Origin of the sequence: Kitasatospora sp. NBC_00070 (genome assembly GCF_045041205.1) — a bacterium.
In the GTDB taxonomy this organism is placed as follows: Bacteria; Actinomycetota; Actinomycetes; order Streptomycetales; family Streptomycetaceae; genus Kitasatospora.
In genome coordinates, this window is the sequence record NZ_CP108248.1 from 397987 (window position 1) to 424682 (window position 26696).

The window sequence follows — 26696 nt, forward strand, 5'->3', positions numbered from 1 at the left end:
GGCCGGCCGGGCCCCACGGAGCGGGCACCGGCGTACCTTTGGCCTCTCGTGGCAATGGCCACCGAATGACATGCCGGGTCCGTTTCTCTCGCTCCGGGCCACCTCCTGCCTTCTCCGGGGAATTCTGGAACGGCGGATGAGATGGCCATCGGATCAATGTCCCCATGGGGTGTGAGAAGACCGAGAAAGGGGCGGGAACATGGCCGTATCTGACCGTTTCGCCATCGACCCATGGGTTCTTTTCGAGCATGGTTTCGATGAGGACGCGCAGGCCAGGTCCGAGTCGGTCTTCGCGCTCTCCAACGGTCACATCGGCCTGCGCGCCAACCTGGACGAGGGCGAGCCGCACGGCCTGCCGGGCACCTATCTGAACGGCGTCTTCGAGCTCCGCCCGCTGCCCTACGCGGAGGGCGGTTACGGCTACCCGGAGTCCGGCCAGAGCGTCATCAACGTCACCAACGGCAAGATCATCCGACTGCTGGTGGACGACGAGCCGTTCGACCTCAGGTACGGCGAACTCCTGCACCACCAGCGGAGGTTGGACTTCCGGGAGGGCCTGCTCCGGCGGGACGCGGAGTGGACCTCGCCGGCCGGCCGGACGGTCAAGGTGTCCTCCACCCGGCTGGTCTCGCTCACCCAGCGGGCGATCGCGGCGGTGGACTACCGGGTGACCGCCGTGGACGGGCCGATCCGGGTGGTGCTGCAGTCCGAACTGGTGGCCAACGAGCAGCTGCCGGGCGGGGGCGAGGCGGACCCCCGGGCCGCCGCCGTGCTGGAGGCCCCGCTGGTGGCCGAGGCCGGGCTGGCCGCCGGCACCAAGGCGGTGCTGGTGCACCGGACCAGGTACAGCGGCCAGCGGGTGGCGGTCGGGATGGACCACCTGATCGAGGGCCCGGACGGCTTCCACGTCACCGCCGAGTGCACCGAGGACCAGGGCCGGATCAGCGTCACCACGGTGCTGCACCCGGGCGAGGAGCTGCGGCTCACCAAGTTCACCGCGTACGGCTGGTCGGCCACCCGCTCGCTGCCCGCCGTCCGGGACCAGGTGGAGGCCGCGCTGACCGCCGCCCGGTACACCGGCTGGAACGGCCTGGTGGCCGAACAGCGGGAGTTCCTCAAGGAGTTCTGGGAGACCAGCGACGTCCAGATCGACGGCGACGTGGAGCTCCAGCAGGCCGTCAGGTTCGCGCTCTTCCACGTGCTCCAGGCCGGCGCCCGGAGTGAGGAACGGGCCATCCCCGCGAAGGGGTTGACCGGCCCCGGCTACGACGGCCACAGCTTCTGGGACACCGAGACCTTCGTGCTCCCGGTGCTCACCTACTGCCTGCCGGACGCGGTCAAGCAGGCCCTCCGCTGGCGGCACACCACCCTCCCGCTGGCCCGCGAACGGGCGGCCCAACTCGGCCTGGCCGGTGCGGTGTTCCCCTGGCGGACGATCCGGGGCGAGGAGTGCTCGGGCTACTGGCCGGCCGGGACGGCCGCGTTCCACATCGGCGCCGACATCGCGGTGGCGGCGGCCCGGTACGTCCGGGCCACCGGTGACGTGGAGTTCGAGCGGGAGTACGGCCTCGAACTGCTGGTGGAGACCGCCCGGATGTGGCGCTCGCTCGGCCACCACGACGCGGCCGGCCGGTTCCGGATCGAGGGCGTCACCGGGCCGGACGAGTACAGCGCGGTGGCCGACAACAACGTCTTCACCAACCTGATGGCGCAGACCAACCTGCGGGCCGCCGCCGAGGCCGCCGCCCGGCACCAGCCGACCGCCGCCGCGCTCGGCGTCGACACCGAGGAGACCGCCGCCTGGCGGGACGCCGCCCGGGCGATGTACGTCCCGTACGACGAGAAGCTCGGGGTGCACCCGCAGGCCGACGGCTTCACCGACCACCAGTTCTGGGACTTCGAGGCCACCCCGCCGGAGAAGTACCCGCTGCTGCTGCACTACCCCTACTTCGACCTGTACCGGAAGCAGGTGGTCAAGCAGGCCGACCTGGTGCTGGCCATGCAGGTGCGCGGCGACGCCTTCACCGACGAGCAGAAGGCCCGCAACTTCGCCTACTACGAGCGCCTGACGGTCCGGGACTCCTCGCTCTCCGCCTGCACCCAGGCGGTGATCGCGGCCGAGGTGGGCCAGCTCGACCTGGCCTACGACTACACCGCCGAAGCCGCCCTGATGGACCTGCACGACCTCGGCGGCAACACCAGGGACGGCCTGCACATGGCCTCGCTGGCCGGGGCCTGCCTGGCCCTGGTGGCCGGCTTCGGCGGCCTGCGGGACAACGCCGAGCACCTGTCGTTCCGGCCCCGGCTGCCCGCCGGGCTGCGGCGGCTCGCCTTCGCGATGAAGACCCGGGGCAACCTGCTGCACGTGGAGATCACCCACGCCCGGACCACCTACACCCTCCGCCGCGGCACCTCGATCACCGTCCTGCACGAGGGCGAACCGCTCCGGATCGAACCCGACCGCCCCGTCAGCCGGGAAACCCGTGCAGTGGTGGAAGTCCCCGAGCCGCTCGTCCAGCCGCCCGGCCGCGAACCGGCCTCCCGCCCTCACCGGCCGCCGATCCACACCGGTCCGCGTTCGTTCCCCATCGAGTGACCAGGCCCTGCTGCCCGATCGGGCGAGGGGCTTTCCTGGAGGGGAAACAGCACGTTCCCCGACGGGTTGTCCCATCCGATCCACCCGAAATTCCGTTGCCGGATGCGTCACACTGGTGGGCATCACCCGGAGTTGGCGGGTACACGAGAGTCCTTCCACCCGGGTCCCCCAGGCCCCTGGCCGCGATCAGTTGCTGACCGACAACGGCGTCGGAGCCCATGAACACGTCAGGCACACGGCCCGGCGTTATTCCGGACCGCCGAAGAAGCGCGAGGACAGCACCATGAACGAGCAGGAATACTCCAATTCTCGATCCGCCGCCGTGGCCGCACTGCACCCGAGCGGCCTCCTCGAACAGGACCACCTGATCGAGGAGATCCAGCACCCCGAAACCACGGAAGCCCTTTACACGATGCTGCACCGGGTGCCCGCACCCAGCTTCTCGGTCGAATCCCTCAAGAGCGGGGAACCCCCTTCGCACACCGGGTGAACGCACGTGCAGTGGTGGGGCGGGCCCGGCGGCCCGCCCCACCGGTCTGTCCCGGCCCGTCAGGCGGAGCGGCGGAGGAGCGGATCGATCCCGTGGTGCTCCCCTGCCGCGCGGTGGTCGAAGTCGCCGATGGTGTCGCCGTAGGCCTCGATGAGGTGGGTGATTTCGGTGCCGGTGGGCAGCTCGGCGCCCTGGGAGACGGCCGTGCGGGCGCCGAGGAGCTGGGCGCGGAGACTCTGCTCGCACCAGTCGGCGGCCATGATGTCCTGGGGCTGGCCGGACTTCTTGGCTTCGGACGAGGTGAGAGCGGCGAGCAGGGACCAGCAGACGAGGGTGCCCATCGAGTCAGCGAGGACGTGCCGGTGGCGGGAGCTGTTGGTCGTGCTGCGGCCGAGTTGGACAACCTGGTCGGCAAGGGCGACAACGGCTGGCGAGGCGTCGAAGTCGCGCACGATCAGGCTCGGCAGGCGGCCCTCGTCGGCCAGGAACCGCGTGCCTTGGTACTGCGAGACGGCCTCGGTGGCTCCCTCGAAGATCCTGAAGACCCGGTAGTCGCGGAAGAACTGTCCAAGGATGTTGGTGTCCAGGAAGCCGCGGCCGCCCAGGAGCTGGACACAGCGGTCGAGGACCTTCCACATCAGTTCGCACCCGAGGGCCTTGGCCGTCAGCGGCAGGCTGGGGTCGACCGGGATGCCCCTGTCCTGCAGATCCGCCAGGTGGAGGATCAGCAGCTCGACGGAGCGCGCCGCGGCGATGGACTCGCTCAGGATCTGCTGGGTCTTCCCGTTCTCGGAGAGGAGTCCGGTGGCCACGGACCGCTGTACGGCGAACCGGTGGGCGAGTTGGAGGGCCCGCTTCATGGCGCCGAGGCCGCCTGCGGCCAGGTACACGCGCCCGGCGGTGAAGGCGTCCTTGCACACGTCCAGGCCCCGGCCCTCCTCGCCCAGCAGGTAGCGGGCAGGGATGCTCAGGTCCGTGAATGAGAGGTGGTTCTGGGGGAAGGCACGCATGCCGAAGGTCATCATCTCGGGGCCGATATCGAAGCCCCTACCCCGGGTGTCGGCCACCAGGCCGACGGTACCGGCCTGTTCCCCGCCCTCGGCAAGGCGGCAGAAGACGTTGACGTGCCGGGCCCAGCCGCCGAGGCTGATGAAGGTCTTGGCCCCGTTGACGGTGTAGCTGCCGTCGGAGGAGCGGTGGGCGGTCGTGGAGAGCAGCTTGAGGTTCGACCCCATGCCGGGTTCGGTGATCGCACTGGTGACGAACTCCTCGCCCCGGGCGATCGGGGGCAGGAGTTCGCGCCGCACTGCTTCGGAGGCGCCGTACTGGATCGGGGTGATTCCGAGGGAGTTGTGGACGCCGATGGTCAGGAACAGGTTCGGGTCGATCGCTGCCAGCTGGGTCATGACGCGGTAGGTGTCCCGGTGGGACAGACCGAGCCCGTCGTACTCGCGGGGCACCTGGAGCCCGAGCAGTCCGGCGGAGGCAAGGTCTAGTACTACGGCCGGGGACAGGGACCGGCGTTCGTCTTGAAGGCGAGGGTTCACTCGTTCCTCGGCGTACCACCGGAGGAATTCCAGGGTTTTCCTGGCTGGATCCGAAGCCAGGGCTCCCCCGCTGCTCACCGACTTCTCCATAAGCCTCTGCATTTACGGCTCCCCTTTCCTCGACATTCCGTTCCGCGGCATGGTTCACCATCGATCACCGCGAAGGTTCGTCCAAGAGGTATACCCGACCGCGCGACGAGTGCCCCCGCCCGGGGGAAGCAACGGAGGAGTAGAGGTGTGACCGAGGCCACCAGAATCCGCTCCGCTTCATCCTCATTGTCCGCTTATAGGCAAGAACGGCGGCCGCCGCGACACTGCCGGACACGGGCAATGAAGGCACCGAAGCTCGTATTATCAGAAGTGCGCGAACCAAATCCTCCTGATACTGCACGGTGGGCCTGGTGCTTTGACGGCGCCGGTGGGACCAGTGCGGTGCCGGCGGGCGCGCAAGCGATGCAGGCAGCGTGCTCCGGCCACCCTGCGCAACCTCACCAGCCGCCCGGACGCGCCAGGCCGGCCGGACCGACATCGCGGCCGCAGTCGACCGCTACCGACCACGCCCCGACTGCGCCACCGCGATGATCACCTGCCGAGAACGCATCAACCCCGTCCCGGGCCAAGTCCACCACGGACCGGGTGGAGAGTGTGATGGCGTCGAACCGAAGTGGCCGCGTTCCGCTCGGCAACGAGACGCTGAAGCCTGCATGCCGAGTTCGGGCCTCGGAGGCCACTTCGAGTGGGGTGAGGGGCAGCAGGCTGAGTGGCCCGTAGCCATTCCCGAACTACCGATACCGATGCGTTCTGCTTCCCGGCTGGGCACCGGCCGACTCCCGCGAGGGTGCCTCGCTGGCCACCGCTCGAGCCCGGGCGGAGGCGAGTATGGGGGAGGCGGTCAAGCTCAGGAGGGCAGTTCTGTGCATATTCGTACCGAAGGACTCCCCGAGGACGGCGTGCGGGCCGCAGTGGGAGGACTGTGTGAAGGCCGCCCCATCCACGCGCTGGACGGAGAGTGGAGGCCGGCCTGGGCGCATCCACGGTTCCATTGCGCAGGGCATGACCGAGGAGCCGACGATCGGGACAGTCATCGACGGTGACCCCGGCGATGCCGCGTTCGCGCGTCAAGCGCTCCGCCCGTTTGTGGTTCACCCATACGTCGGCGCCGCAGTACGGCAGACGGCGGACGGATGTTCTGAGTCATAGAGACAGGCTGAGAGATGGAAGACTGGGCGATCAAGAAAATCAAGCTGGCTGTTCATGCTCAGGGTGAAACTCCCGAATGGGCCACCATGCGTAGCACGCTCCTCAGAAACGGGATGCTGGAGGACGGCAACGACGACCTCAAAAACATCCTTGAGAGGTATAGACAAGATCAGCAGAATATCCTCGAGAGCTACGCCGAATTGTGCCCCGACAGTTTGCCAGAAACCGACGTGATAAATCTCCTCACGGTCCTGGACCCCTACCTCCGCTACCAGACCCCCGTCCCCGGACGCCTCCCCGGGACCTGGGAGTCCTGGGACAACTTCGATGACGTCCGAGTCTACTGCGTGCCCGTGCATGGAGAACCTCCGGGAATCCACTCAGAATGGAGCAAGACCCCCCCGGCCTCAGCATCAGACAGCAGTTCCGCTCCATCGTCTGCCCGCAAGAATGATTTTCCATCATACTTCACCGTTCTACGCAGCATTGCCAGCGACCGACAGCACGCTTCCCTGAAGTCGAAGCTCGACTCCATTCTGCAGAATCGTACGGGGGAGACATTCAGCAGCCTCACCGATGGCGAAAAGCTGCGCTTCATGGCATTCCTTTCCACTAAAGTCTTCAACAGTGCCCCATCAGGGGCCTACCTTAAGAGCCTCCTCGAAAGAAGCGACACGGTTCCCGTCGACGAGCTCATCGGGGCCTTGACGTGGTGCTGCCGATATGGTGATTTCAAGAAAGAAAAACTCCCTCCGGACCTCTGGTCGGCCCACGACTACCTGGACGGCGGGAGGGTATATGCCATTGCAACCGCAGGGCGGGAGCTGCCGAAGTTCGGGGCCACCTGGTCTAAATACAAGCCTATCTCAACGGTATACACCGGCACTGCACCAATCCGGCCAAGCAGCAGCCCGTCCAAGAACGAAACGCCGCATGAATCGCCAACCGCGCCGACAGATGGGGAGAGCGGGAAAGAGGAAGCTCACCCTGTCGAGAAAAAGGGAGCGAGGAGCGAACAGGCAAGGCTAGTCGACGGCGAACTTGGCATATGGAAACATGGAAAAAGATATTGCTATGGCGCCCTGCAATCTGATCCCAATGCAGGAGTATTCGAATTTTCGATCTGGACGAACTTCCCGGCCGCGCAGACCTACGCCGTGACCTACGAAAGCGACCTGTCCGCCGAAGGGAAGAATCGCCTGTCCGAATTCGCAAAATCTGCCCGTGGGCGCAATAATGAGATGCTCCAATTTCTCCAGGTCGGCAACGGGCTCAATCTGATCATCAACCCATCCAGCGAGGCGAAAGATTTTTGGAGGAGAGCCAAGAATAAGAGATATCTTGGCGGCTGGCTCGTATTCAAAAAAGGCTTGCTGCGGGGAGGGTACATGGAATTCGACTACAACGACAGTAAGGAGGAGCAGCAAAAACTCAGAGAAGAAGCAGAAAAGCGGCTGAGGAAACAGGTCGAGCCCATTGTAAAAATGGATCTCAGGCCGGCCAAACCGAAACCCTTCCCCAAATGACTCGGACCGGCCAGCTAAAATCCAAAATATCATCCACCAGGTCCGGCGTTGCATTCACCGATACCTGCAATGGATCGTTAGTATCCCGGTATGGACCAGAACGAGGTGCTGCGCGCACTGGACGCGCTGAAAGCCGCCTGGCGCGGTGACGACGCTGCCCTGACAGCAGCCGTGGAATGCGACGGGGTAGCGCTGCCGGTGCTGTTGGCGGCGTACGGCGACGAGGTGCTGCGCGCCCTGTTCGTGACGCGGGCGGGGGTACGGGCGGGCATGTCCGCAGCGGAGCTGGCGGCCGTCCAGGAGGCAATGGAACTGGACGTCGCGGTGCGGATGGGGGTGCTGCTGGCGCAGACACTGCGGGCGTGGGCGGAGCTGGAGGGGGGTGATCCGGTGATGGTGTCCCGGGAGATCTCCCGGGCCTTGCTGAGCGCGATGGTGTCGGTGACGCAGAGCCCTTCGCGCGAAGACGTGGAGCCGATGCTGGAGCACCTGCGGGCCGAGGCCGTGGCGGGGCGGTGGTCGGACGAGCCCGCGACGGACGCCGAAGGGGCGGGGCTCTGGGAGGAGGCCCGGACGGTGGCGACTCGGCTGGTGGCGGAGCAGCCGGGCTGGCTCGGGCAGGAAGTGTCGTGGGAGGACCGGGCTGTTGGTTCCCTGGTGGCGCTGGCTCTGTGCGTGCTGACTGGGCGTGAAGGGCGTGCGGTGGAGGAGGTGGCGACCGCCGGGTGGGCGGGGGTGCTGAGCGGGGAGCCTGAGCAGGTCCGTGGGGCGGTCGAGCGGGCGTTGCGGGCGGCCGTGTCGGCGGATGCCGGCTGGGTGAGCCCGGTTTCGGCGGAGTGGGCGTGGCTGATGGGGCCGGTGCCGGGGGGTGGCGAGAGCGTGTTCGAGGCGTGCGTGGCCCGGGCGCGACGGGTCGGGGCGTTGCGGCTCGGTGCGGAGCGGGGGGCCTTGGATGCCGGGCGGCGCGTGACACTGACGGCGGGCCAGTGGGCGGGACACCGGGGGAGCGTGGTGGCCCCGTGGTGGAACACGGGGGCTTCGGGTGTTGTGGTGGACGAGGTTCCGTCGGCGTACGAGGTGGCACTCGACGGATTCGAGAATCCGGTGCTGCTACCGGTGTCGGAGCTGGCGGAGGGTCACGCGGACTCCTCGGGTGGGCAGTTCGTGCCGGGTCAGGGGTAGTGGCTGCGTCACCGGGGAAGCGGTCCGGCCGAGGAAGCGTACTTGTCCCACTCTCGGCCGTTTGCCGCGCGGAGCCGGGGGGTTCTGGAGTCGCCGGTGGTTACGGTGACCCCATGGAAGCTGGGCAACCGTCACCCGCCGCCGCTGCGCGCCGGCGGCCGCGGCGCCGTCTGCGTGTCGAGGACCGGCGGGAGGAGATGATCGCCGCGGCCCTGGAGCTGTTCAGACGGTATCCGTTCGAGGAGATCTCGCTGACCGCCATCGCGGAGTCGGCCGGAGGGTCACGGGCGCTGGTGTATCACTATTTCGGGGGCAAGCAGGGTCTCTATGACGAGGTCATGCACCGGGCCGGGACGTTGATGTGCGAGCTGTTCGAGGAACCCATGGAAGGACCGGCTTCCGAGCGGCTGTCGCGGGTGATGGGCCGCTACCTGGAGTTCACGGCGAGACACCGGGCCGGGTTCCTGGCCCTGTTGCGCGGTGGCGCGGCCACGCAGACCACGTCGGCGGCGGCGGTGATCGGCGAGGTCCGCAGGCGCGGTGAGGACGAGATCTTCCGTCACCTGGGCCTGGTGGGGCCCCGGGAGGCGCTGCGCCGGGCGGTCCAGGGCTGGATTGCGGCGGTGGAGGCGGCATCGTTGAACTGGCTCTCGGACCTGACGGTCCCGCTGGAGGAGGTGCAGCTCCAGCTCACTCAGGACTTGATAGCGGCGGTCGTGGTGGCGGCCGCACGGGATGCGGAGCTGGCCACCGAGCTGGGGCGGTTCTTCGCGGTCGAGCGGGAGGATGGGCCGGTGGCGCAGTTGGTGCGGCAGCTGGCGGGTTTGGCCGGGGTGCCGGAGGTGGCGCGGGAGGTGTGCCGACTGGCTGCTCCCGTGCCACCTCCGGCACCCCGGGCCATGCGGGTGTCGTGAGTCTCCGGTGGTCAGAGGCCCATGGCCGCCATGGCCGCGTTGTGTCCGCCGACTCCGCTGACTCCGCCGCCCCGGACGGCGCCGGCTCCGCACAGGAAGATGGCGGGGTGGTCGGTGGCAGCGCCCCAGCGGTCGTCGGGGCGGGTCCGGTAGGGGAACTGCAGGTCGCCATGGAAGATGTGCCCTCCGGGCATGGCGAGGTCCTCCTCCACGTCCAGCGGGGTCTTGGCCTCGACGCAGGGCCGGCCGTCGGCGTCGAGGGCGAACAGGTCCTCGATCGGCTCGCCTAGGTATCGGTCGAGGGTGGCCAGGGTGGTGGTGAGGGCCGCGGAACGGAGGCTGGCGCGGTTCGCCTGGAAGAGGCTGGCCGGGGTGTGCAGTCCGAACAGGGTCAGGGTGTGGTGCCCGCTGGCGGCGAGTTCCGGGCTGAGGATGGATGGGTCGGTGAGGGAGTGGCAGTACAGCTCCGACGGGGCCGGTGCGGGTAAACGTCCGGAGGCGGCGGTCAGGTAGGCGGTTTCGAGCTGACTGTAGGACTCGGCGACGTGGAAGGTTCCGGCGAAGGCCTTGGCCGGGTCGAGCTCGGGGCTCTTGAGTCTGGGAAGACGCTTGAGCAGCATGTTCACCTTGAACTGCGCGCCCTGTGGGCCGGGCCCGGTCGGAGTCCGTCCCCGGAGACGGTCCAGTACCGCCGGGGCCGCGTTGCAGAGCAGTTGCCGGGCACCGACGCGGTGTTCTCCGCTTTCGGTGCGGAAGGTGATCTCGGTGGTGGCGGCCGGGTCGACGGCGGTGACCTCGCTGCCGGTGCGGATCTCCACGCCGGCTTTGAGGGCTGCCTCGGTCAGGGCCCGGGTCAGGCTTCCCATACCGCCCACGGGTACGTCCCAGTCTCCGGTACCTCCGCCGATGACGTGGTAGAGGAAGCACTTGTTCTGTCGCAGGGACGTGTCGTGCGCGTGGCTGAACGTTCCGATGAACGCGTCGGTCAGGACAACTCCCCGGACCAGGTCGTGCCGGAAGTGCTCCTCAACGGCCTCGCCGAGCGGGCGTTCGAAGAACATCTCCCAGGCCTCGGGGTCGTCGACCCTGCCGCGCAGCTCCTCCCGGCCGGGAAGTGGTTCGGTGAGGGTGGGGAAGACCCGGCCGGCGAGACGGGCCGTGCGTCCGTAGAAGGTCTTCCAAGCGGCGTACTCGGCTTCGGAGCCGGTGAGCGCCCGGAACGACGCGGCGGTGGCCGTCGGATCGGCGTGGTCCACGAGCAGGCCTGCCGCACCAGGCCCGCGGTGCCCGGTGGGGGTGTACGAGGAGACGGTGCGTCGCCGTGTGGTGAAGTCCAGGCCGAGATCCTCGACGATGGCGCGCGGCAGCAGGCTCACCAGGTAGGCGTACTGCGAGAGCCGGGCCTGCACGCCGGGGAAGGCTTGGGTGGAGACCGCTGCTCCGCCGAGCCGGTCCAGTCGCTCGAGCAGCAGCACACTGCGGCCCGCCCGGGCCAGGTAGGCGGCGGCGACGAGGCCGTTGTGTCCACCTCCGATGATCACTGCGTCGTAGACGGCGCGCAGGGGCCTGCGAGCCTCCGCTCCGGAACCGGCTTCATGTCCATGACTCTCGTTGTCATGCGCTCGACCATCTGTATTCATGGGCTGGGTCTTATCAGAACCGGGCCCCAAGAAGAACCGGGGTGTGCCGCACCGGGCGCAAAGATGGCCGCTTCTGCGAGCATTCGGGCCGTATCCGGCATCTCACAGGGTCAGCCCCGGCTGCGGGATGCCCGGCGGTCGGCGAACAGCCGGAGCTGACGGCGTGAAGAGACCCCGAGCTTCCGGTAGATGTGGCTCAGGTGGTACTCCACGGTCTTCGCACTGATGAACATGCGCTCGGCGACCTCGCTGTTGGTCAGCCCTTGAGAGACCAGGGAGGCAACGGCGAGCTCCCGGTCGGTGAGCCCCTTCAGCCGAGCGGCTGCCGACGGCCCCGCCGCCCCGGCACCCGGCGCACAGGCGGCCACGGCCCGGGCAGTGAGGGCGATGTAGGCCATGGCCCCCAACGCTGTGAAGCTTCGGTGCGCGGTCTGGAGGTACTCGATGGCCTCGCCGGGGCGGCCGTTGTTCAGGAGCAGCCGGCCCAGGCTGTAGTTGAGACGGGCCATCAGAGCAGGTGCGGCATCGGGGTGATCGCTGTCGGCCAGCCCCCCTCGGTAGGCGGCCTCGGCGGCACCGGAGTCCCGGCGGGCCTCGGCGAGCTGCCCCGCCAGCCATGCCGTGTCGGAACGGGCGTGGCAGATCTCTCCCGCGAGCTCCCGGAGGACGGAGACGATCCGCTCGGCCTCGTCGAGGCGGCCGGTTTCGATCAGCGACTCCGCGTACGGCGGGAGCCACCAGGTGTAGCGCAGCCTGAGCATGTCCTCGGGGCATTCCACCAGGGTTCGCAGGGAGAGCAGCGCTCCTTGGTGGTCCTGATGGGCCTGGGCCAGGGCGCAGCCGGTCATTGCGGCGTAGAAGGTGTTCTGCGGGGTGCGGTGCTTGGCTGCGGCCTGTGCGGCACTGCGGTGGTGGTTGGCGGCAGCCGACAGCTGGCCTCGGTTGATGTCGAGCCGGGCCCCGATCCAGTGGGCACAGGCTGTGGCGGGGTGCCCGGGGACGGCCAGGATCCCCTCGGCGGCTGCCGAGGCGCTGGGCCAGTCTCCGGCGAGGTAATGGAAGACCGCGAGGTACTCGGGGTGGAAGAGCGCGGTGGCGTTGCCGGTGGTGACAGTGGCCCCTGGGGCTGTCAGGTCGCTGATGGCTTCGCGCAGGTGGCCTGCCAGACCTGTGAGGATGCCCCGGATGTGGAGCGGCGCGGATCCTGCGGGCGGGTCGGCCCCCAGGGCCTCCAGGGTGCGCAGTGCGGCTTCGTGGCCGGCCCGGTGGGCCACGGCGAATGTGATCAGGCTCCGGGCCTCGTCCTGCAGGAGGGGGTTTTCCAGTGGGACGTCCAGGGCGGCGTCGGCGGCGTCGGCGGCGTCGGCGGCGTCGGCCTGCCAGAGCCGGAGGGTGGCCAGGGCGTTGAGGGTGAGCGCCACGGCCTGGGGGTCGCCCTCCTTGGCCGTCTGGACCTTGGCGGTGGTGAGGTGCCGCTCGGCCGCCTCGATGTCTCCCTCGGCCAGGGCTAGGTGGCCGAGGGCGCACGAGCGTAATCCGGACGGCTCGCAGGACAGGATGGAGGTTGTCAGCGCCGGCGTGTGGGTGGTGTCCCCGGTCCGGAAGAAGAGTGTCGCCGCCGTCAGCAGGCGCCGTTCGTACTGTGCCCGGCTTTCGGAGAGGTGCGCGGCCCACAGCAGGAAGGAGGCGGACTGGTCGAGGGCGCCGGCGGAGAGCGCGGTGTCGGCCTCCTGCTCGAGTTGCTGAGCCAGGTTATCGTCCGTCCGGACAGCAGCCGCGACGCGGTGTGCCCAGGCCCCGACCGGGTCCGTCAGGGGGATCGCGGCTGTATGGAGCTGGCGCAGTCTGCTGGGGCTGATCAAGTGGTACAGGGCGTCACATTGGAGCGGGTGGCGGATCCCGGTGCCTTGCAGCGGGTCGTGTGGGTGCCAGGCGACCAGGCCGGCCGTCAGGAGTGCGTCGAGGGCGTCCTCGGGTGCGTCGATGCCCGGCATGCGGGCCGCTCGGAGAAGGGGCACCTCCTCACCGAGCACGGTCAGGGCTTCGGCCAGGGCCTTGGCGTTCCCGTCCAGCCTGGCCAACAGGTGGCGCACGTCCTCGACCACCTGAGGGGGGGCGGTGACCTTCTCGAAGCCATCCCCGGGACGGGTGGTCCGGTCGGTGAGGAGCGCGTGGACGTAAGAGGGGTTTCCCCCCGTGGCCTGGAGGATCCGCCCTGCTGCGGACGTGGTCAGTTCCCGCCCCAGGAGGTGGCCGAGCTCGATCACCTCGGCCTCGGACAGCCCGGCCAGTGGTAGGTGCCACCGGTGCCCGACGGCGTCGGTCAGGCCTGCGGCCGTCGGCTCGACCGGGGTCCCGGCGGATGCGCCGACGCGTTCGGCGGTGATCACCGCTACTGCGGCTGAGTGCAGTCGTCTGAACGCGTAGCCGAAGGCCTCGGACGAGGGGGCGTCGATCCACTGGGCGTTGTCAACGAAGACGGCCAGTGGGCGCTCTGCGGCCTGGCGTTCGACCAGGGCGCGCAGGTCTGCGCCGATTTGTAGGGCTGACGGGCCTTCGCCGGGCGGGAGCCGGGAGATGGCTGCCAGCCCTTCCGCCTTCACCGGGTCATTGCGCCGTACCAGTTGTTCGAGGGCGGCGAACGGTATGTCATGCTCGGCTGGGTCGCAGGTGGCCCACCAAACCGTGTGGTCCGCGAACAACGGGGCTGCCTGGCGCAGTAGCCAGGTCTTGCCGTCGCCTGGCCCGCCCTGCACCATGACCGCGGCCGTCACCCCTTGCAGCGAGTCGTCCCGGCAAGCGGACAGCGCGGACAGTTCTCGTGAGCGGCCGACGAAATCGCTCTGGAGTCCGAATCCGTTCATCTCGACCATCCTCGCGGCCGGGGCGAGGGGCGACTGCCCCTAGCGGACGAGACCCCGGAGGGCGCGTTTCATAGGAACCTGCTGTCACTCGCAGTTACCGGGCACGGCGCCGCCTGGCCGCTGCCGACCAAGCTGTGGAACACTCAATCACTGCCTTCATGGGAATGCTACGCCGTGCGCTCGCCGTCGGCCGAGCGCCACTCGCGCCGGCTGTCTCCGCACAGTGGGCCGCCGGGTATTGCCGACCGACGGCTCGAGCGGCGACGCGGAGAACGCTGCCGCCCTTTGTGTCCGGCGCACCGCCAGCGAGTACCCCACGCCCTGCCGCACCCTCGCTGACCCGACACTTCATCGCGGACGGCCCTCCAGATCCACCGCGTTACGGGGAAAGCGGGGGGCCGGGATTCCGTTGCGCTCCCGGCCCCGCCACCGGATCAGACGAACATCCACTTCTGGTTGGGGAATCCGTTGCACTCCCAGAGGACAATGGGTGCGCCGTCGTTGGTGCCGAACGCATAGTCGTCCAGGCAGCGGTCGGCCGCCGGGCTGTAGAGCGAGCCGTCTGCCTTCATACGCCACTGCTGTGCAACGGTTCCATTGCACGGAACCGCTCTGACCTCGGCCCCGTTCCACGAGGCAGTGACGGTGCCGAGGCATTTATCCCCGCCTGACGTCCTGACCGTGCCGTCCGAGTAGAACCGCCAGGAATCGCTACCGCAGGGGCCGAGCTGGGTACTCGAGTTCTGCCCGCGCGGCGTCACGCACTTGCCGCCGTACCCCTTGACGAGACCGAGCCGGTCGGGCGGGAGCTGCCAGATCTGAGTCGACTTCGAGACGCCGCTGGTCCCGCTGAAGGTTCCGGAACCGGTGAATGACACCACCTTCCTGGACGCGTCGAGGGCCAGCCCGTCGGGAAGTTTTGGCAGGAGCTTCGTGCCGCCTTTAACCATGTCGTTGATCTGCGGTGGCTTAGGGTTTCCTCGGTCGTTTTTCGGGCCGATGAGATCGTACAATGATACCGTTCGCGTGATCGTCGCCCCGTTTCCGATACGTGTTATCTGATGGTACTTTACGGTGCAGGTTCCGCTGATGTCAGCGGAGAGGCGGACGGTCCCGCTGGAGTTGGTGAGCCTCAGGTATCCGTCGGCGATGTACCTCCCACCAGGGGAAAGAGTTATGTTTCCGGGCGGATACTGGTAAGCGGCGGCTTCGGACCACATCGTGCTGTCGGTCCTGCTGTAATTGTAGGTGGTGGTGAAACTGAAATCGGCTCCGACGTTTCCTGGGGAGTTCTTGAGACTCACGCTCGCCGAGACCGATACACCGTTCGTCACAGCGGAGGTGACCGCCTTCGTGTAGGTGATGGTCCCGCCGGCGGTCGTGATCGGCTCGTCCCTCCCGAGCTCGTTCTGGCCATGATCGATCAGGGTGAATATGAACTCTCCAGGCGATGACGTGAGACTCATCCGTTCCACCTGGGCATTTCCGGCAATGGCCTTGGAACAATCCACAGAATCCACCGCCATCCCGATCTCGATGAATCTTGGATCATTCACCGGCGACGCCTCGTACGTCCGGTAGAAGGGGAACTGGTCCCGCACGACATTTGCAATGTCGATGACGACCGGACCGCCGGCATGGGCCGCCGGAGCAGAAATGAGAGCTGCGGCCGAAACGGTCAGGGCGGCGCAGAGCGAGGGCAGGGGGCGAAGTGTTTTATGCAACTTGGTCTCCGACATCCGAAACGGACCCGCGGGCGGAGGCTCGCGGAAACGGAAACGCGCGCCGGGCGAGGCTCATCACACGCCTTGGACACGCGGCGGTACCACCCAGGCGGGAGAGAACACGGGCGTCACCCCAGGGCTCGTGACCCTGTACGGGGCCGCCGCGGATATCCGCGAGGGGCCATGCAAAGGAGTTGCTGTAGCCACAGCATCCACTTCTCGGCGGGACCCTCACCACCTAGGCGGCATACACGGCTGTGGACGAGTCACTGTGACGCCTTAGAGCGTGTCTCATGTGGGGGTTGGACGATCTGCGGCATGATGGGGCTCATGGTGGTTGATCTGTCTCATCGGCTGGTGCCGGATGGCCTGTGGAGGCTGGCGGCGCCGTTGATCCCGTCGTTCGCGTCCCGCCGTCAAGGTGGTGGGACGGCGGGGCTGGAGGACCGGGCGGTGTTCACGGCCGTGGTCTACGTTCTGACGTCCGGGTGTGCCTGGCGGCATCTGCCGCCGACGTTCGGCGTTTCGCCGGCCACCGCGCACAGGCGGTTCGCCGCATGGTCGAAGGCCGGGGTGTGGGTACGGCTGCACCGTGCGGTGTTGGACGAGCTAGGGGTGCGTGGTGAGGTGGACTGGACGTCGACGATCATCGATGCCGCCTCGGTCCGCGCGAAAAAGGGGCACGCTGACCGGGCGCAATCCGGTCGATCGGGGCAAGAAGGGCAGCAAACTCCATGTCCTCACCGACGCCCGGGGCCTGCCGCTGGCCGTCGGCGTCTCCGGTGCCAACGTCCATGACAGCCAGGCACTCAAGCCCCTGGTTCGTGGCCTGCCGGCGGTGAGGTCACGCCGCGGACCTCGTCGGCGACGCCCGGACAGGCTTCGCGGCGACAAGGCCTACTACTCCGCCGACACCCTCGCCTGGCTGCGTCAGCGCGGCATCACACCCCGCATCGCCCGCCCGGGAGTCGACAGCTCGGAGCGGCTCGGCCGCCACCGATGGAAGATCGAACGCAGCATCGCCTGGCTCTTCGGCTATCGCAGACTGACCGTCAGATACGAGCGAGAGGGCTCCCACTTCGCCGCCTTCCTCGGCCTCGCGGCAGCCCTGACCTGCTACAAGAAGCTCGCCAAGATATCCACATGAGACACGGTCTTAGCCTCGATCTTGCATGACGGTTCGTCAGTTTGGCTGGCGGGTCGTTTCTGCTTGTCCGGGCTGGGTCTTCTGCCTGTAGAAATACCGAGGGCCCGGCTGTCGCGTCGGTTGGGCGCCGGGTTCCACGGTTCCGGATGTTGTCTGGTGTTCGTCGGGGTGGGGCGTTGTTGCTGGTCAGCCGGGGTCTGGCAGGGCGTGTAGGCGCTCGAAGGCACTGGTGATCGTGTCGGTCCAGGGCCAGTGGCGGGCGAGGCGGAGGTAGCGGCGGCGGCCGGTGGTGACGAGCTGGGCGGCGGCGGAGAACAGCCGCAGCCGTAGGCGTTTGGGTTCCCATCGGCGGGCGGTGCCGGTCAGGGCGAGCATGGGCATCCAGGCGAGCAGGTCGAGTGCGAGCTGGACGATCTCCAGCCAGATCTGGTTCTGGGTGGCCTGGTGGAGGGGCAGGTTGCGCAGTCCGGTGTCGCGGGCGGCGCGGATGCGGTCCTCAGCGCGGGCCCGCTGGCGGTGCCGCAGCTCCAGCCGGGCGATCGGGGTGCCGGTGGAGTTGGTGGCGAAGCAGGTCAGGCGCATGCCGTCGGCGTCGGTGAAGCGCAACTGGGCTCCGGGGTGGGGCCGTTCCTTGCGGACGATGAGCCGCATCCCCTTCGGCCAGCCTTTGAGGACGTCGCCGGCGAGCTCGGCAACCCAGGCGCCGTCGCGGATCTCTCCGCCGGGTTCGACTGCGGGGGTCCAGGCAGAGGCCGGGATCTTCAGCACGGCCTGGTGGATGCCGCCGGTGATGGTCATCCCCACCGAGTAGGACAGCCACCGGCCGCGTGTGGTGAGCCAGTTCAGGAAGTCGTGGGTGCCGCCGGCGGAGTCGGTGCGGATCAGGGTTCGGCGTCCGCGCCGGTACTTCTTCGGTAGCTGGGCCAGTGCCGTCCGGGCCGCTTCGATGTGGTCTGCGGCCGTGTTGCTGCCGGCGTTCCCCGGCCGCAGCAGCCCGGCGACCGGCTCCCCGGACCCGCCTGGGCCGTGGTCGACGAACGCGAACAGTGGGTGGTGCCCGAACGTCTTCTTCCAGGTCTTGGCCGCGTCCTGCTTTTCGGAGTGCGCGAGGACCAGCACTCCGTCGATGTCCACGACCACCTCGCCGCCCACGTGCGGGGCCGCCTCGCCGGCCAACCGCCAGGCCCGCTCGCGGACTTCGGCCCGCGCCCGCCGGATCGCCGCGAGTGCGCGGGGCCCGGCCGCGGCGAGGGTGTCGACCAGGCGCGAGACGGTCGGGTCGGAGGCCACCGGGCCGAACACGGCGGGCTCGGCCCGCAGCATCGCGACATCAGCCAGGCAGTCCCCGCCAAGGGCCACCGCGAGCGCGACGTCCAGCAGGACCTTGCCCGGGTCATGGACGGCCCGAGCCTTGCGCCACGGCGCCAGTGCCGTCGATATCGCCGCGTCCAACCCTGTCTTGCGGGCGGTCTCGACCAGCAGCACGGCGCCGGACTGCGAGACCACCCCGCGGCCACCGCCCTCGACGCGGACACGCGGATACGACCCGATACTGTTCACCTGAGAAGTGCTTCTTTCCATGCAGCTGACTGGACCCTAGACAAGTCCCATCGTTGCAGGTCAGGAGCACTTTTCTCTTTTCTGATCACCCGTCGGACAGTGCTCGCCGTGAAAGGCCGAGGTTAGAGCGTGTCTCATGTGGAGAGTCTGCGATGGCAGATGCGGGGGGACGGCGCCGACGAGTCTGATCCCGTGTGTGAGGATCAGGTCGTGCGTGCCAGTGAGGGTGCGTGCCTGCAAGATCGGACCCAGAGGCAACGAGGAGTGCTGGAGATGTTCACCGGGGGAACTGCGCGGCTGCTGGTCACGAACGACGGTGAAGCGCCGCTGGAGCTGATCGTGGAGCCCTGGGCGGATACCTGCCAGATCCAGCGGCAGCAGACCTGCGTCGTTGTGACCCATTCGCCGGCGGCGGACGGTTCCTGGTCCGGGACGTTGCATGGGGATGAGCCCTTCCAGGTCGTGCATCGAAGGGATTCGGTCACGGTGTGGGTCAACGGCCACTGCTTCCACATCGCTGACATGGCGGGCCGGGCGATCGACGCGGCCGACTGGCAGTGCCCGGCTCAGGGCGCGACCTCCTGAACGGAGCCTCGGGGCGGCGACAGATCATCTACTGGCGCTCATTCGTCGTGGCACCTGGCAAGTCGGCGGTGGCAGACCAAGGCGGCCGCGATGCTGGCGAAGGCGGCGAAGTAGTCAGCCTTGCGCTCGTAGCGGCGGTGGAGCCGGCGGAGGCCGCCGAGCCGGGCGGCGGTGCGCTCGATCACCCATCGGCGGCGGCCGGGCCGCCGGGAGGAGTCGATTCCTCGGTGGGTGATGCCCTCTCTGACAGTCTCGACTGAGACGCCCGCCTACCTGACACTCCGTCACCACCGGGTGTGCGACAGAGCCGAAGACCGTACAGACCCGTATCGGCTGCGTGCTGAGCTGGCCGGCCTACCGTTGCCGAGGACGGACGACGGCCGGATCGTGCTGGCAGTGGACGTCAACCCGTGGCTGCGTTCCGACGCACCGACCAGCGCGGACAGACTGTTCTGTCACGTCTACGGACGAGTGAAGAGCGTCTCGCAGTTCATCCCGGGCTGGCCCTACTCCTTCGTGGTCGCGCTGGAGTCCGGTCGTATGTCCTGGACCGGGGTGCTGGACGCGGTCCGGCTCGGGCCCGAGGACGATGCCACCGCAGTGACCGCCGACCAACTGCGTTCCATGGTCAGACGGTTGGTCGCGGCTAGGCACTGGATCGAAGGCGATCCGGACATCCTGGTCGCGATGGACGCCGGCTGCGACGCGACCCGGCTCGCGTTCGTGCTGGCGGACCTGCCCGTCGAGGTACCCGGCCGGATCCGCTCGGACCGGGTGCTGCGGCTACCACCGCCACCGCCCAGAGCTGGGGCCGGCTCCATCCTCGGCTCACCCACCGCACCTGCTGGCTCGACCGCGAAGGCGAACTCCCTTTCATGGAGGGCACGTTGGTCCGCCTGGAGGTTGACCACCTGCCCGGTGACCGGGCATCCGACCCCGTGTGGCTGTGGTCCTCAGCCTGCGGCGCCACCGCTGCCGACGTCGACCGCTGGTGGCGCTCCTACCTACGCAGATTCGATCTCGAACACACCTTTCGCCTGTTCAAGGGCACCCTTGGCTGGACCGCACCGCACTTTCGCGCACCCGACACCGCCGATCGTTGGACCTGGCTGGTCATCGTCGCGCACACCCAGCTCCGCCTGGCCCGCCCGCTGGCCGCCGACCTACGCCGACCCCGGGAACGCCCCCCTTGCCCACAGCGAAGTTGACGCCGGCCCGAGTCCGCCGCAGGTTCCGCAACCTCCGCGCCAAAGTCCTGAGGCTGTCGCACGACTTCCCCCGGCCGATAGTCAAGAGCGATTCGTTGTTCGGTTCCGGTTCTCGCGGGGATATTGGAACCTGGGCCTGTGGGGCGGAACTTCCTGGTGTGCGACCGCGAACGTGATCTTGAGATGCCGAGGAGTGCCCGGGAGTAGCTGCCGCCCGGACACTCGTGCTGGAAAGTCCTCGACGTGGTCGAGGAGCTCGATCTCTCGGCCCTCGAGGACAGCTACCGTGCCGACGGCCAGGGCGGCGCTGGCTACCCGCCGGCGGTCCTGGTCGCGCTGCTCGTCTACTGCTACAGCAAGGGCATACGCTCCTCACGCAGCATCGAGCGGGCCTGCTGGGATGATCTGGGCTGCCGGATCATCACCGCGAACCGCGCGGTGGACCATTCCACCATCGCGCGGTTCGTCCAGCGTCACCGCGACGCACTGACCCAGCTGTTCGTGCAGGTGCTGGCCCTGTGCGGCAATCGGGAGCTGGTCGATCTGTCGGCGGTCGCAGTGGACGGCTCGCCGATGGACGCGAATGCCTCCCGTGACTCCAACAAACAGCTGCACAGCCTCGAAGCTGTCATCGCTCGGTGCGAGGACGAGATCAGCGCGCTCATGGACAACGCGCGAGACCATGCCCGGCGCGTCGAGACCGGCGACACCGTGGACCCCGACGACGAGCCACCGTGTGACGACTGGCCGAGGCTGTCACGCCTGTCTGATCTGCTTGCCCGTGCCCGCACGGCCCGGGACAGGCTTTATCAGCGGGCCCTGCCGTCCGCCAACGAGATCAGGATCAAGGTCGAGGCCGCCGAACGCATCGTGGCCCGCGCGGAGAAGCAGCTGGCCGCGGAGACGGCTGCCCATCAGGAGAAGGTGACGAAGCACCGGGCCGGACCGAGGCCGACCAGGCCGCGGGCCACCGGGCCGCCAACGGCCGGCCGCCTGTGCCCATGGAGAACAAGACGATCCTCGTCCGGCAGCGGGCCCGGCTGGCGAAGGCACTCGCTCACCTGGAGCGGGCCCGCAGCCCCGAGCCGCTGCCCTCCCCAACCACCGTTGCCAGCCTGAGCGATCCGGACTCCCGGTTGCAACTGGGCAAACGCGGCGGCTACCTGCAGATCGCGTGCTCGCGCCGCCAGATCCTGCTGGCCATCGACGTGCACGACAACCCGTCCGACCGCACCGCACTGATCCCGATGGTCAGGAAGACCCAAGAGAACCAGCGCGCAGCCGGTCTGGCGGGTGACGTCCTGCTCTGGCTCGCGGACAGCGGATACGCCAGCGTCGCCTCCTTCACAGAGCTCGCCGACCTGCCGCTGCTGGTCTCGGTCACCAGCGAGGCCGACCAAGCCGGATTCCCCGCGAAGCGCCAGACCGCCCCCGCCAGCCAGCAGGCCATGGCCGACCGCCTGGCCACCCCGACCGGCCGGGCCCAGTACCGACAGCGCAGTGCCCTGGTTGAACCAGGCTTCGCCCAGCTCTTCCAGCGATTCGGCCGGCACCTCAACTACCGCGGCCGCCGAGCCGTCGACACCGAGATCAAGCTCCTCGGCACCATCCACAACCTCAGCAAACTCACCGCCAGCACCGCAGAATCGCGCTCTTGACCATCGGCCGGGGGAAGTCATGCGACAGCCTCTACTCACCCCGGCCCGTGTGCCGAAACCTGGCAAGCCCGGCCCCGGACGACCGCCAGGATCGAAGAACCGCCGACCCGCACCCCGCTACGACGTCGAAAAGACCGTCAAACGCGGACCCACCATGGCCGAACACCAAGTCTGAAATGATCAGTCAGTGGACGCAGAACTCGTTGCCGACCGGGTCCTGCAGCACAGTCCAGGTGAGACCCGGAATGCTGTGCTCGCCGACAACGCTCGCGCCCAGAGCAACCAGCCGCTCCACCTCCCCGGCTAGACCCCTGCCGGGCGCGGCAGCGAAGTCAACGTGTACACGGTTCTTGCCTCGCCGCTCTTCGGCCACACGCTGGAAGCCCAGTGCCACTGGCTGCGCTCTGACGATCACGAAGTCGCCATGGTCCTGGGCGATCTCGCCTCCCAGCGCAGCGGCCCACCACCGGGCCAGCTCCTGCGGTTCCGCACAATCCACCGTAATCATCACTGCTGCCATATTCATGATCGTCACCCTAACCACGACCCCCGACACTCATCAGCACCAGCAGACCATCGCCCGGGTGGCACCATCGGAAGTCTTGGCCGGAGCCGGAGGCCGAGGAGCCGCCGCTGCGGCTGGTGCCGGTGCCGATGGTTGTGAAGGTCCCGGGGCAGAGCCGGAGACGGCCGGTGCGACCACGGCAGACTCGGCCCGCAGCATCGCGATATCGGCCAGGCCGTCTCCTCGGCGGACGGCGCCTGCCGTGAAGGCCGAGGCCAGTCGAGTGCGGCATCGCCCCTGGCGATCTCGGTGCGAGTCACTTCGTTGCGCCCGGAGGTCGAGCGGGATGCACCGCGCCCCCAGCTGATCATCTGCCTGCCCACCCGCACCTTCGACCTCCGACCCGGTCGCGCAGCCACCCTTCCTCATCTGCGGTCGGATGCGGCGCAACCACTTCGATTGATGATCGTTGTGGTGGGGGGCGCGAGTTACGGAATGCGCCCCGGGGCGCGGCCGACCGGCGCGCGTTGATGCACAGGGAGGGATCGGCCATGCTGGCTGGACACTCGACATCTGAGGGCGCGTGGCATGTCTCCGCGTTCCTCATCGCCCAGGACACTCCGGCCGACGACGCGTTGGTGGGGTGGACACGGCAGTTGAGGGCGCGAGTCCTGTACGACCGCGGGCGGCGGCCCGACTTCCGCACAGCGATCGGCACGTACGCAGATGACCAGGATCTGGACTTCGGCGCCTGGCACTTCTTCGCCAGGCGCCAGCCGCACGGCCGCCCTCTGGGGTATGTGCGGCTGGCGACATCCGCGACGAGTGAGCTGTTCCAGACCAGGGCGTACCTGGGGTGGGAACGCTTCGAGGAGGTGCTGCGCGAGCACGGCCTGGGAGCTGCTGAAACGTTTGAGCACAGTCGGCTGGTCGTCGAGCACCACGCGCGCAAGCTCGGCCTGGGGGTGTACCTGAACGCCGTTGCCATCGCGGCCGCCGGGCACCTGGGGGCCAAGGCGATGATCGGAACCTCCGGCACCGCCGACGGCCAGGACCTGTTCCACGAGCGGTTCGGGTTCCGACCCGTGCCGGGGACCCGCCGCTACGTCGAGCAGTACACCGAGGATGTCGTCGTCATGCTGCGCCGAGCCGCAGAGCCGGCCGGGGATTACCGCGACCTGGTTGAACGCCTGGAGGCGGATTTCCCGGCCTTCGTGACCTTCACCGCACAGACGAGGGCCGACGAAGCACGCGTGGCGACGCACCCGGAGGAACGTCGTCCGGCCGCCCTGGCCGAGGGCACACGTCCCGGCGGTGCTGACTGCTGGCAGCCGGTGCTGTTCGACCTGACGTGCGATCAGGATGCGCTGGACTTTGAGGCGCTGTTGAGCTCGGGAGTTGTCCGCGAAACCCGGGACACGATCGAGGACCAGCTCAAGGACCTGGTCACCAGCCGCGACCCTGAGCTGCGGTTCTCCGCCGAAACGGTCCGGCAAGCCGTCCAGGAACAGCTGGCCGGCCGCGGGCTGCGGGAGTACGGGGCCTGGGTCTGGTACCCCTGGTCGGGCCAGCTCGTGCACCTGCTGCCCCGTGAAGAGTTCCGCCTGGTGCGGACGGACCGCAACCGCGGCCGGATCGAACGTCCCCAGCAGCGGCGGCTGCTGGAGCGCCGCGTTGGCATCATCGGCCTGTCGGTCGGTAGCAGCGCCGCTCTCACGTTCGCCATGGAGGGCCTCGCCGGAGCGTTCAAGCTGGCCGACTTCGACACCCTGAGCCTCTCCAACCTGAACAGGCTCCGCGCCGGGGTTCATGATCTGGGCCTGAACAAGTGTGTGATCGCCGCCCGGCAGATGGCCGAGATCGACCCCTGGCTGGACATCGAGATCTACCCCGGTGGCCTGACCGACGACGTGATGGAACGGTTCTTCAGCGGCGGCTCAGGGCCGATCGACCTGTTGGTCGAGGAGTGCGACACCCCCTACGTGAAGTTCGCCGCCCGTGAGCGTGCCCGAGCTCTGCGCATCCCGGTCATCATGGACGCCAACGACCGGGGTCTGCTGGACGTCGAGCGTTTCGACCTCGAACCCGACCGGCCGCTCCTGCACGGACTACTCGGGGCAACGACCGCGAAAGACCTCGTCGACCTCACGCACGAGCAGATGGTGGACGCGATCCTCGCCATGGTCGGCCGGGACACGATCAGTCCCGACATGGCCGCCGCCATCCCCAGAATTGGTACCACCCTGAGCAGTTGGCCCCAGCTGGCGTCCGGGGTCGCCCTGGGCGGCGCGCTCACCGCAGAGGCCGCCCGTCGCATCCTGTTGGACCTTCCCCGCCCGTCAGGCCGCTTCTACGCCGACCTCGAAACCCTCACCTCGGCCGACCGGAGCACCCTGGCATGACCACTCTCACCCAAGAACTGGCCGTCGCCTCCCACACCGGGCACGGCCTGGCCGTGCCTTTCGCGATCACCGGCACCGGGATCCACGTCCCTCCTGCCGTGGTGACGAACGCGGACCTCACCTGCACCACGCGCAGGAGCGGCGACTGGATCACCGCACGCACCGGAATCCACGAGCGGCGCAGACTCGCTCCCGAACTTGCCACCTCCGACATGGCTCTGGCCGCCGCCCACCCCGCCCTGGAGGAGGCTCGGGTCACCCCGTCCGACCTGGACGCCATCATCGTGGCCAGCTACACCCTCGACCAGCCCATGCCCTCCACCGCTCTGATCGTCAAGGACGCCCTGGGAGCGAACGGAGCGATCGCCCTGGACGTGTCCCATGCCGCCTGCGCCTCCGGCGTCCACGCGGTCCTCCTCGCCGCCCATCTCTTGCAGAATCCTTCCGTCAGCACCATCCTCGTCATCGGCGCCGACTGCGCCTCCCGTGTCACCCGGCCCGGCGACCGCACCGCCGGAGTCTTCTTCGGCGACGCGGCCGCAGCCGTCGTCCTGACCCGCAGTCAGACAGCGGGTGCCGGACTGCTCTCCTACGACATCGGCTCGCAGCTCTCCTACGCCGTACAGATCCCCGCAGGCGGCTCCCGCCTGCCCACCAGTCCCGACACCGTCACCACCGGCGCCCACTACGTCAGCATGGACGGCCCGGCCGTCTGGGACACCGCGACCACCCGCCTGCCCGAGAGCATCACCAACGCCACCCGCCACGCCGGACTCACGCCCCAGGACGTCGACCACTACTTCCTCCATCAGGCCAACATCAACATCCTCGACGAGGCCCGCCGCAGCCTCGGCATCGCCGCCGACCGCGTCCCCATCACCCTCGACCGGCTCGGCAACACCGGTGCCGCCGGCATCTTCACCGCCCTGCACCAGACCGTCTCCGCAGGGGAACTGCGCCCTGGCGACACCTACGTCATGTCGGCCATCGGCGCCGGATTCCACTGGGGCACCCTGTGCCTCCGTCAAGCCTGAACCCGCTACCGACCGATGTATGTGCATGCCTGGCAGATGGTGGCCCAGCAGGGCGGTGCGTGGTTGACCGCCCTGCACCACCGCCGAGCAGGACGCCGCCGCCTCGACGGGGCGCGGGGCTCACAGGGTCCCGTCGATGGCCCCTGTGCCCGGGCCGCCGCTCCATCGAGGGGTCCTGCGGAGCAGGGGGGACCGAGAGGTCACAACAATATTGAGGAGGGCTGCACAAGGCCCGTCCCCCGAATGAGCGCCCGGAGGGGTGCTGCCTTCGCGGGCTGCCCCTTCGGCAGCCATGGCTGCCTGGGCGCCGACACGGCGGGGAGGCTGTTGTCCCCGCCTCCGCTGCCACCATCGCATTACGAACCGCTGTGCGGTAGAGCCGGTTTCCGTGCATCACCCGCAAGCCTTCGACCGAGCGCTTTCTGTCCGACTGGGCCGGCCCCGCGCCAGGAGATGCACGATGGACAGCCGATCACCTGCTTCCGATACCGGACAGTCCGGGGCCGAGCCGCTGTGGCCGTTGCCACCGATGTGCGGTGTCCTCGGTGTCGCCCTGACCTGGCATGTCCCGGACCCGGCAACGGCCGGCGGCCCGGGCGCAGAGGTCATTCGCCGTCAAGCCGCCATCTGGGGGCTCGAGTCGGCGGTGGCCGACGCGGCGGTACTGCTGGTGCACACTCTGCTCTCCGACGCCGTCCGTCACGGCACAGGCCAGCTCCTGCTGGCCCTGGCCCTCAAGCCAGGCTTCCTCGGTGTCGCGGTGTACGAGTGCCGGGACAGTGGGTGGGCAGCTCCGGGCGGGACGGCGGAGCACGGACTGCGCGCCGTCGCCGTACTGGCGCACGAGCTCGAGGCCACTGCGGTTCCCGGTGGGGAAGGACACGCGTTCACGGCCCTGCTTGCCCTGGACGAGA

Annotated in this window: 17 protein-coding genes and 3 pseudogenes; 13 read left to right on the top strand and 7 right to left on the bottom strand. The window is 68.5% G+C overall.

The annotated features are described in order from the left end of the window. The first annotated feature begins 199 nt into the window (after positions 1-199). Positions 200-2596, top strand: coding sequence for a glycosyl hydrolase family 65 protein (locus OHV05_RS36810; protein WP_331730544.1), 2397 nt, complete (start codon positions 200-202; stop codon positions 2594-2596). A 283-nt stretch (positions 2597-2879) separates the two neighbouring features. Next, positions 2880-3086 carry a hypothetical protein gene (locus OHV05_RS36815; RefSeq protein ID WP_405021673.1) on the top strand — a complete coding sequence of 69 codons (207 nt, stop codon included), beginning with the start codon at positions 2880-2882 and terminating at the stop codon, positions 3084-3086. Between the two features lie 59 nt (positions 3087-3145). Here OHV05_RS36815 and OHV05_RS36820 read toward each other — a convergent pair whose 3' ends face one another. Next, entirely contained in the window at positions 3146-4735 is a 1590-nt protein-coding gene (locus OHV05_RS36820) for an acyl-CoA dehydrogenase family protein (RefSeq protein ID WP_331730550.1), read from the bottom strand. Between the two features lie 1112 nt (positions 4736-5847). Here OHV05_RS36820 and OHV05_RS36825 point away from each other — a divergent pair. The 3 genes from OHV05_RS36825 to OHV05_RS36835 all read left to right on the top strand — a co-directional run bounded on the left by OHV05_RS36825 (position 5848) and on the right by OHV05_RS36835 (position 9455). Then, a complete protein-coding gene (locus OHV05_RS36825; protein ID WP_405021674.1) occupies positions 5848-7359 on the top strand; it encodes a hypothetical protein in 1512 nt (503 codons plus the stop codon). A 90-nt stretch (positions 7360-7449) separates the two neighbouring features. Further along, a complete protein-coding gene (locus tag OHV05_RS36830) occupies positions 7450-8541 on the top strand; it encodes a hypothetical protein (protein ID WP_331730555.1) in 1092 nt (363 codons plus the stop codon). Between the two features lie 197 nt (positions 8542-8738). Continuing rightward, positions 8739-9455 carry a TetR/AcrR family transcriptional regulator gene (locus tag OHV05_RS36835; RefSeq protein ID WP_331730557.1) on the top strand — a complete coding sequence of 239 codons (717 nt, stop codon included), beginning with the start codon at positions 8739-8741 and terminating at the stop codon, positions 9453-9455. An 11-nt stretch (positions 9456-9466) separates the two neighbouring features. Here the strand turns inward: OHV05_RS36835 and OHV05_RS36840 are convergent, their stop codons facing one another. From OHV05_RS36840 to OHV05_RS36850, 3 genes are all read right to left on the bottom strand, one after another. Further along, positions 9467-11095 carry an NAD(P)/FAD-dependent oxidoreductase gene (locus OHV05_RS36840; protein WP_331730560.1) on the bottom strand — a complete coding sequence of 543 codons (1629 nt, stop codon included), beginning with the start codon at positions 11093-11095 and terminating at the stop codon, positions 9467-9469. A gap of 110 nt (positions 11096-11205) precedes the next feature. Further along, a complete protein-coding gene (locus tag OHV05_RS36845) occupies positions 11206-13959 on the bottom strand; it encodes a LuxR C-terminal-related transcriptional regulator (protein ID WP_331730562.1) in 2754 nt (917 codons plus the stop codon). 434 nt (positions 13960-14393) lie between these two features. Further along, positions 14394-15698 (bottom strand): ricin-type beta-trefoil lectin domain protein, encoded by a 1305-nt coding sequence (locus OHV05_RS36850; protein WP_331730564.1) that lies wholly within the window; start codon positions 15696-15698, stop codon positions 14394-14396. 315 nt (positions 15699-16013) lie between these two features. Here OHV05_RS36850 and OHV05_RS36855 point away from each other — a divergent pair. After that, a protein-coding gene (locus tag OHV05_RS36855; RefSeq protein ID WP_331730565.1) for an IS5 family transposase occupies positions 16014-16830 on the top strand; the annotation gives its coding sequence in 2 pieces (ribosomal slippage) (positions 16014-16363 and positions 16362-16830; 819 coding nt in all). A gap of 186 nt (positions 16831-17016) precedes the next feature. On the opposite strand, the gene OHV05_RS36860 is transcribed toward OHV05_RS36855, so the two are convergent. Next, complete coding sequence (locus tag OHV05_RS36860; RefSeq protein WP_331730568.1) at positions 17017-18411, bottom strand: IS1380 family transposase; 1395 nt, start codon at positions 18409-18411, stop codon at positions 17017-17019. Positions 18412-18663: 252 nt separating this feature from the next. On the opposite strand from OHV05_RS36860, the gene OHV05_RS36865 reads away from it, so the two are divergent. Beyond that, positions 18664-18975: a hypothetical protein gene (locus tag OHV05_RS36865; RefSeq protein WP_331731163.1), complete on the top strand. Its 312-nt coding sequence runs from the start codon at positions 18664-18666 to the stop codon at positions 18973-18975. A 38-nt stretch (positions 18976-19013) separates the two neighbouring features. On the opposite strand, the pseudogene OHV05_RS36870 reads toward OHV05_RS36865, so the two are convergent. Continuing rightward, a pseudogene (locus OHV05_RS36870) lies at positions 19014-19214 on the bottom strand (IS5/IS1182 family transposase); the annotation flags it as partial. Positions 19215-19290: 76 nt separating this feature from the next. On the opposite strand from OHV05_RS36870, the pseudogene OHV05_RS36875 reads away from it, so the two are divergent. The 4 genes and pseudogenes from OHV05_RS36875 to OHV05_RS36890 form a co-directional block, all read left to right on the top strand. Beyond that, a pseudogene (locus OHV05_RS36875) lies at positions 19291-20233 on the top strand (transposase); the annotation flags it as partial. 193 nt (positions 20234-20426) lie between these two features. Further along, positions 20427-21302 (top strand): transposase, encoded by an 876-nt coding sequence (locus OHV05_RS36880; protein WP_331730570.1) that lies wholly within the window; start codon positions 20427-20429, stop codon positions 21300-21302. After that, positions 21185-21841 (top strand): transposase, encoded by a 657-nt coding sequence (locus OHV05_RS36885; protein ID WP_405021675.1) that lies wholly within the window; start codon positions 21185-21187, stop codon positions 21839-21841. Before OHV05_RS36880 ends, OHV05_RS36885 begins: the two co-directional genes overlap by 118 nt. A gap of 19 nt (positions 21842-21860) precedes the next feature. Then, positions 21861-22016, top strand: a pseudogene (locus OHV05_RS36890) (transposase); the annotation flags it as partial. 9 nt (positions 22017-22025) lie between these two features. Here the strand turns inward: OHV05_RS36890 and OHV05_RS36895 are convergent. Next, positions 22026-22367 carry a VOC family protein gene (locus tag OHV05_RS36895; RefSeq protein ID WP_331731165.1) on the bottom strand — a complete coding sequence of 114 codons (342 nt, stop codon included), beginning with the start codon at positions 22365-22367 and terminating at the stop codon, positions 22026-22028. A 530-nt stretch (positions 22368-22897) separates the two neighbouring features. Between OHV05_RS36895 and OHV05_RS36900 the strand changes: the two genes are divergently transcribed. Then, positions 22898-24748: a ThiF family adenylyltransferase gene (locus OHV05_RS36900; RefSeq protein WP_331730574.1), complete on the top strand. Its 1851-nt coding sequence runs from the start codon at positions 22898-22900 to the stop codon at positions 24746-24748. Next, positions 24745-25782, top strand: a complete 1038-nt coding sequence (locus tag OHV05_RS36905) for a ketoacyl-ACP synthase III (RefSeq protein WP_331730576.1) — start codon at positions 24745-24747, stop codon at positions 25780-25782. Before OHV05_RS36900 ends, OHV05_RS36905 begins: the two co-directional genes overlap by 4 nt. Positions 25783-26696 lie beyond the last annotated feature (914 nt).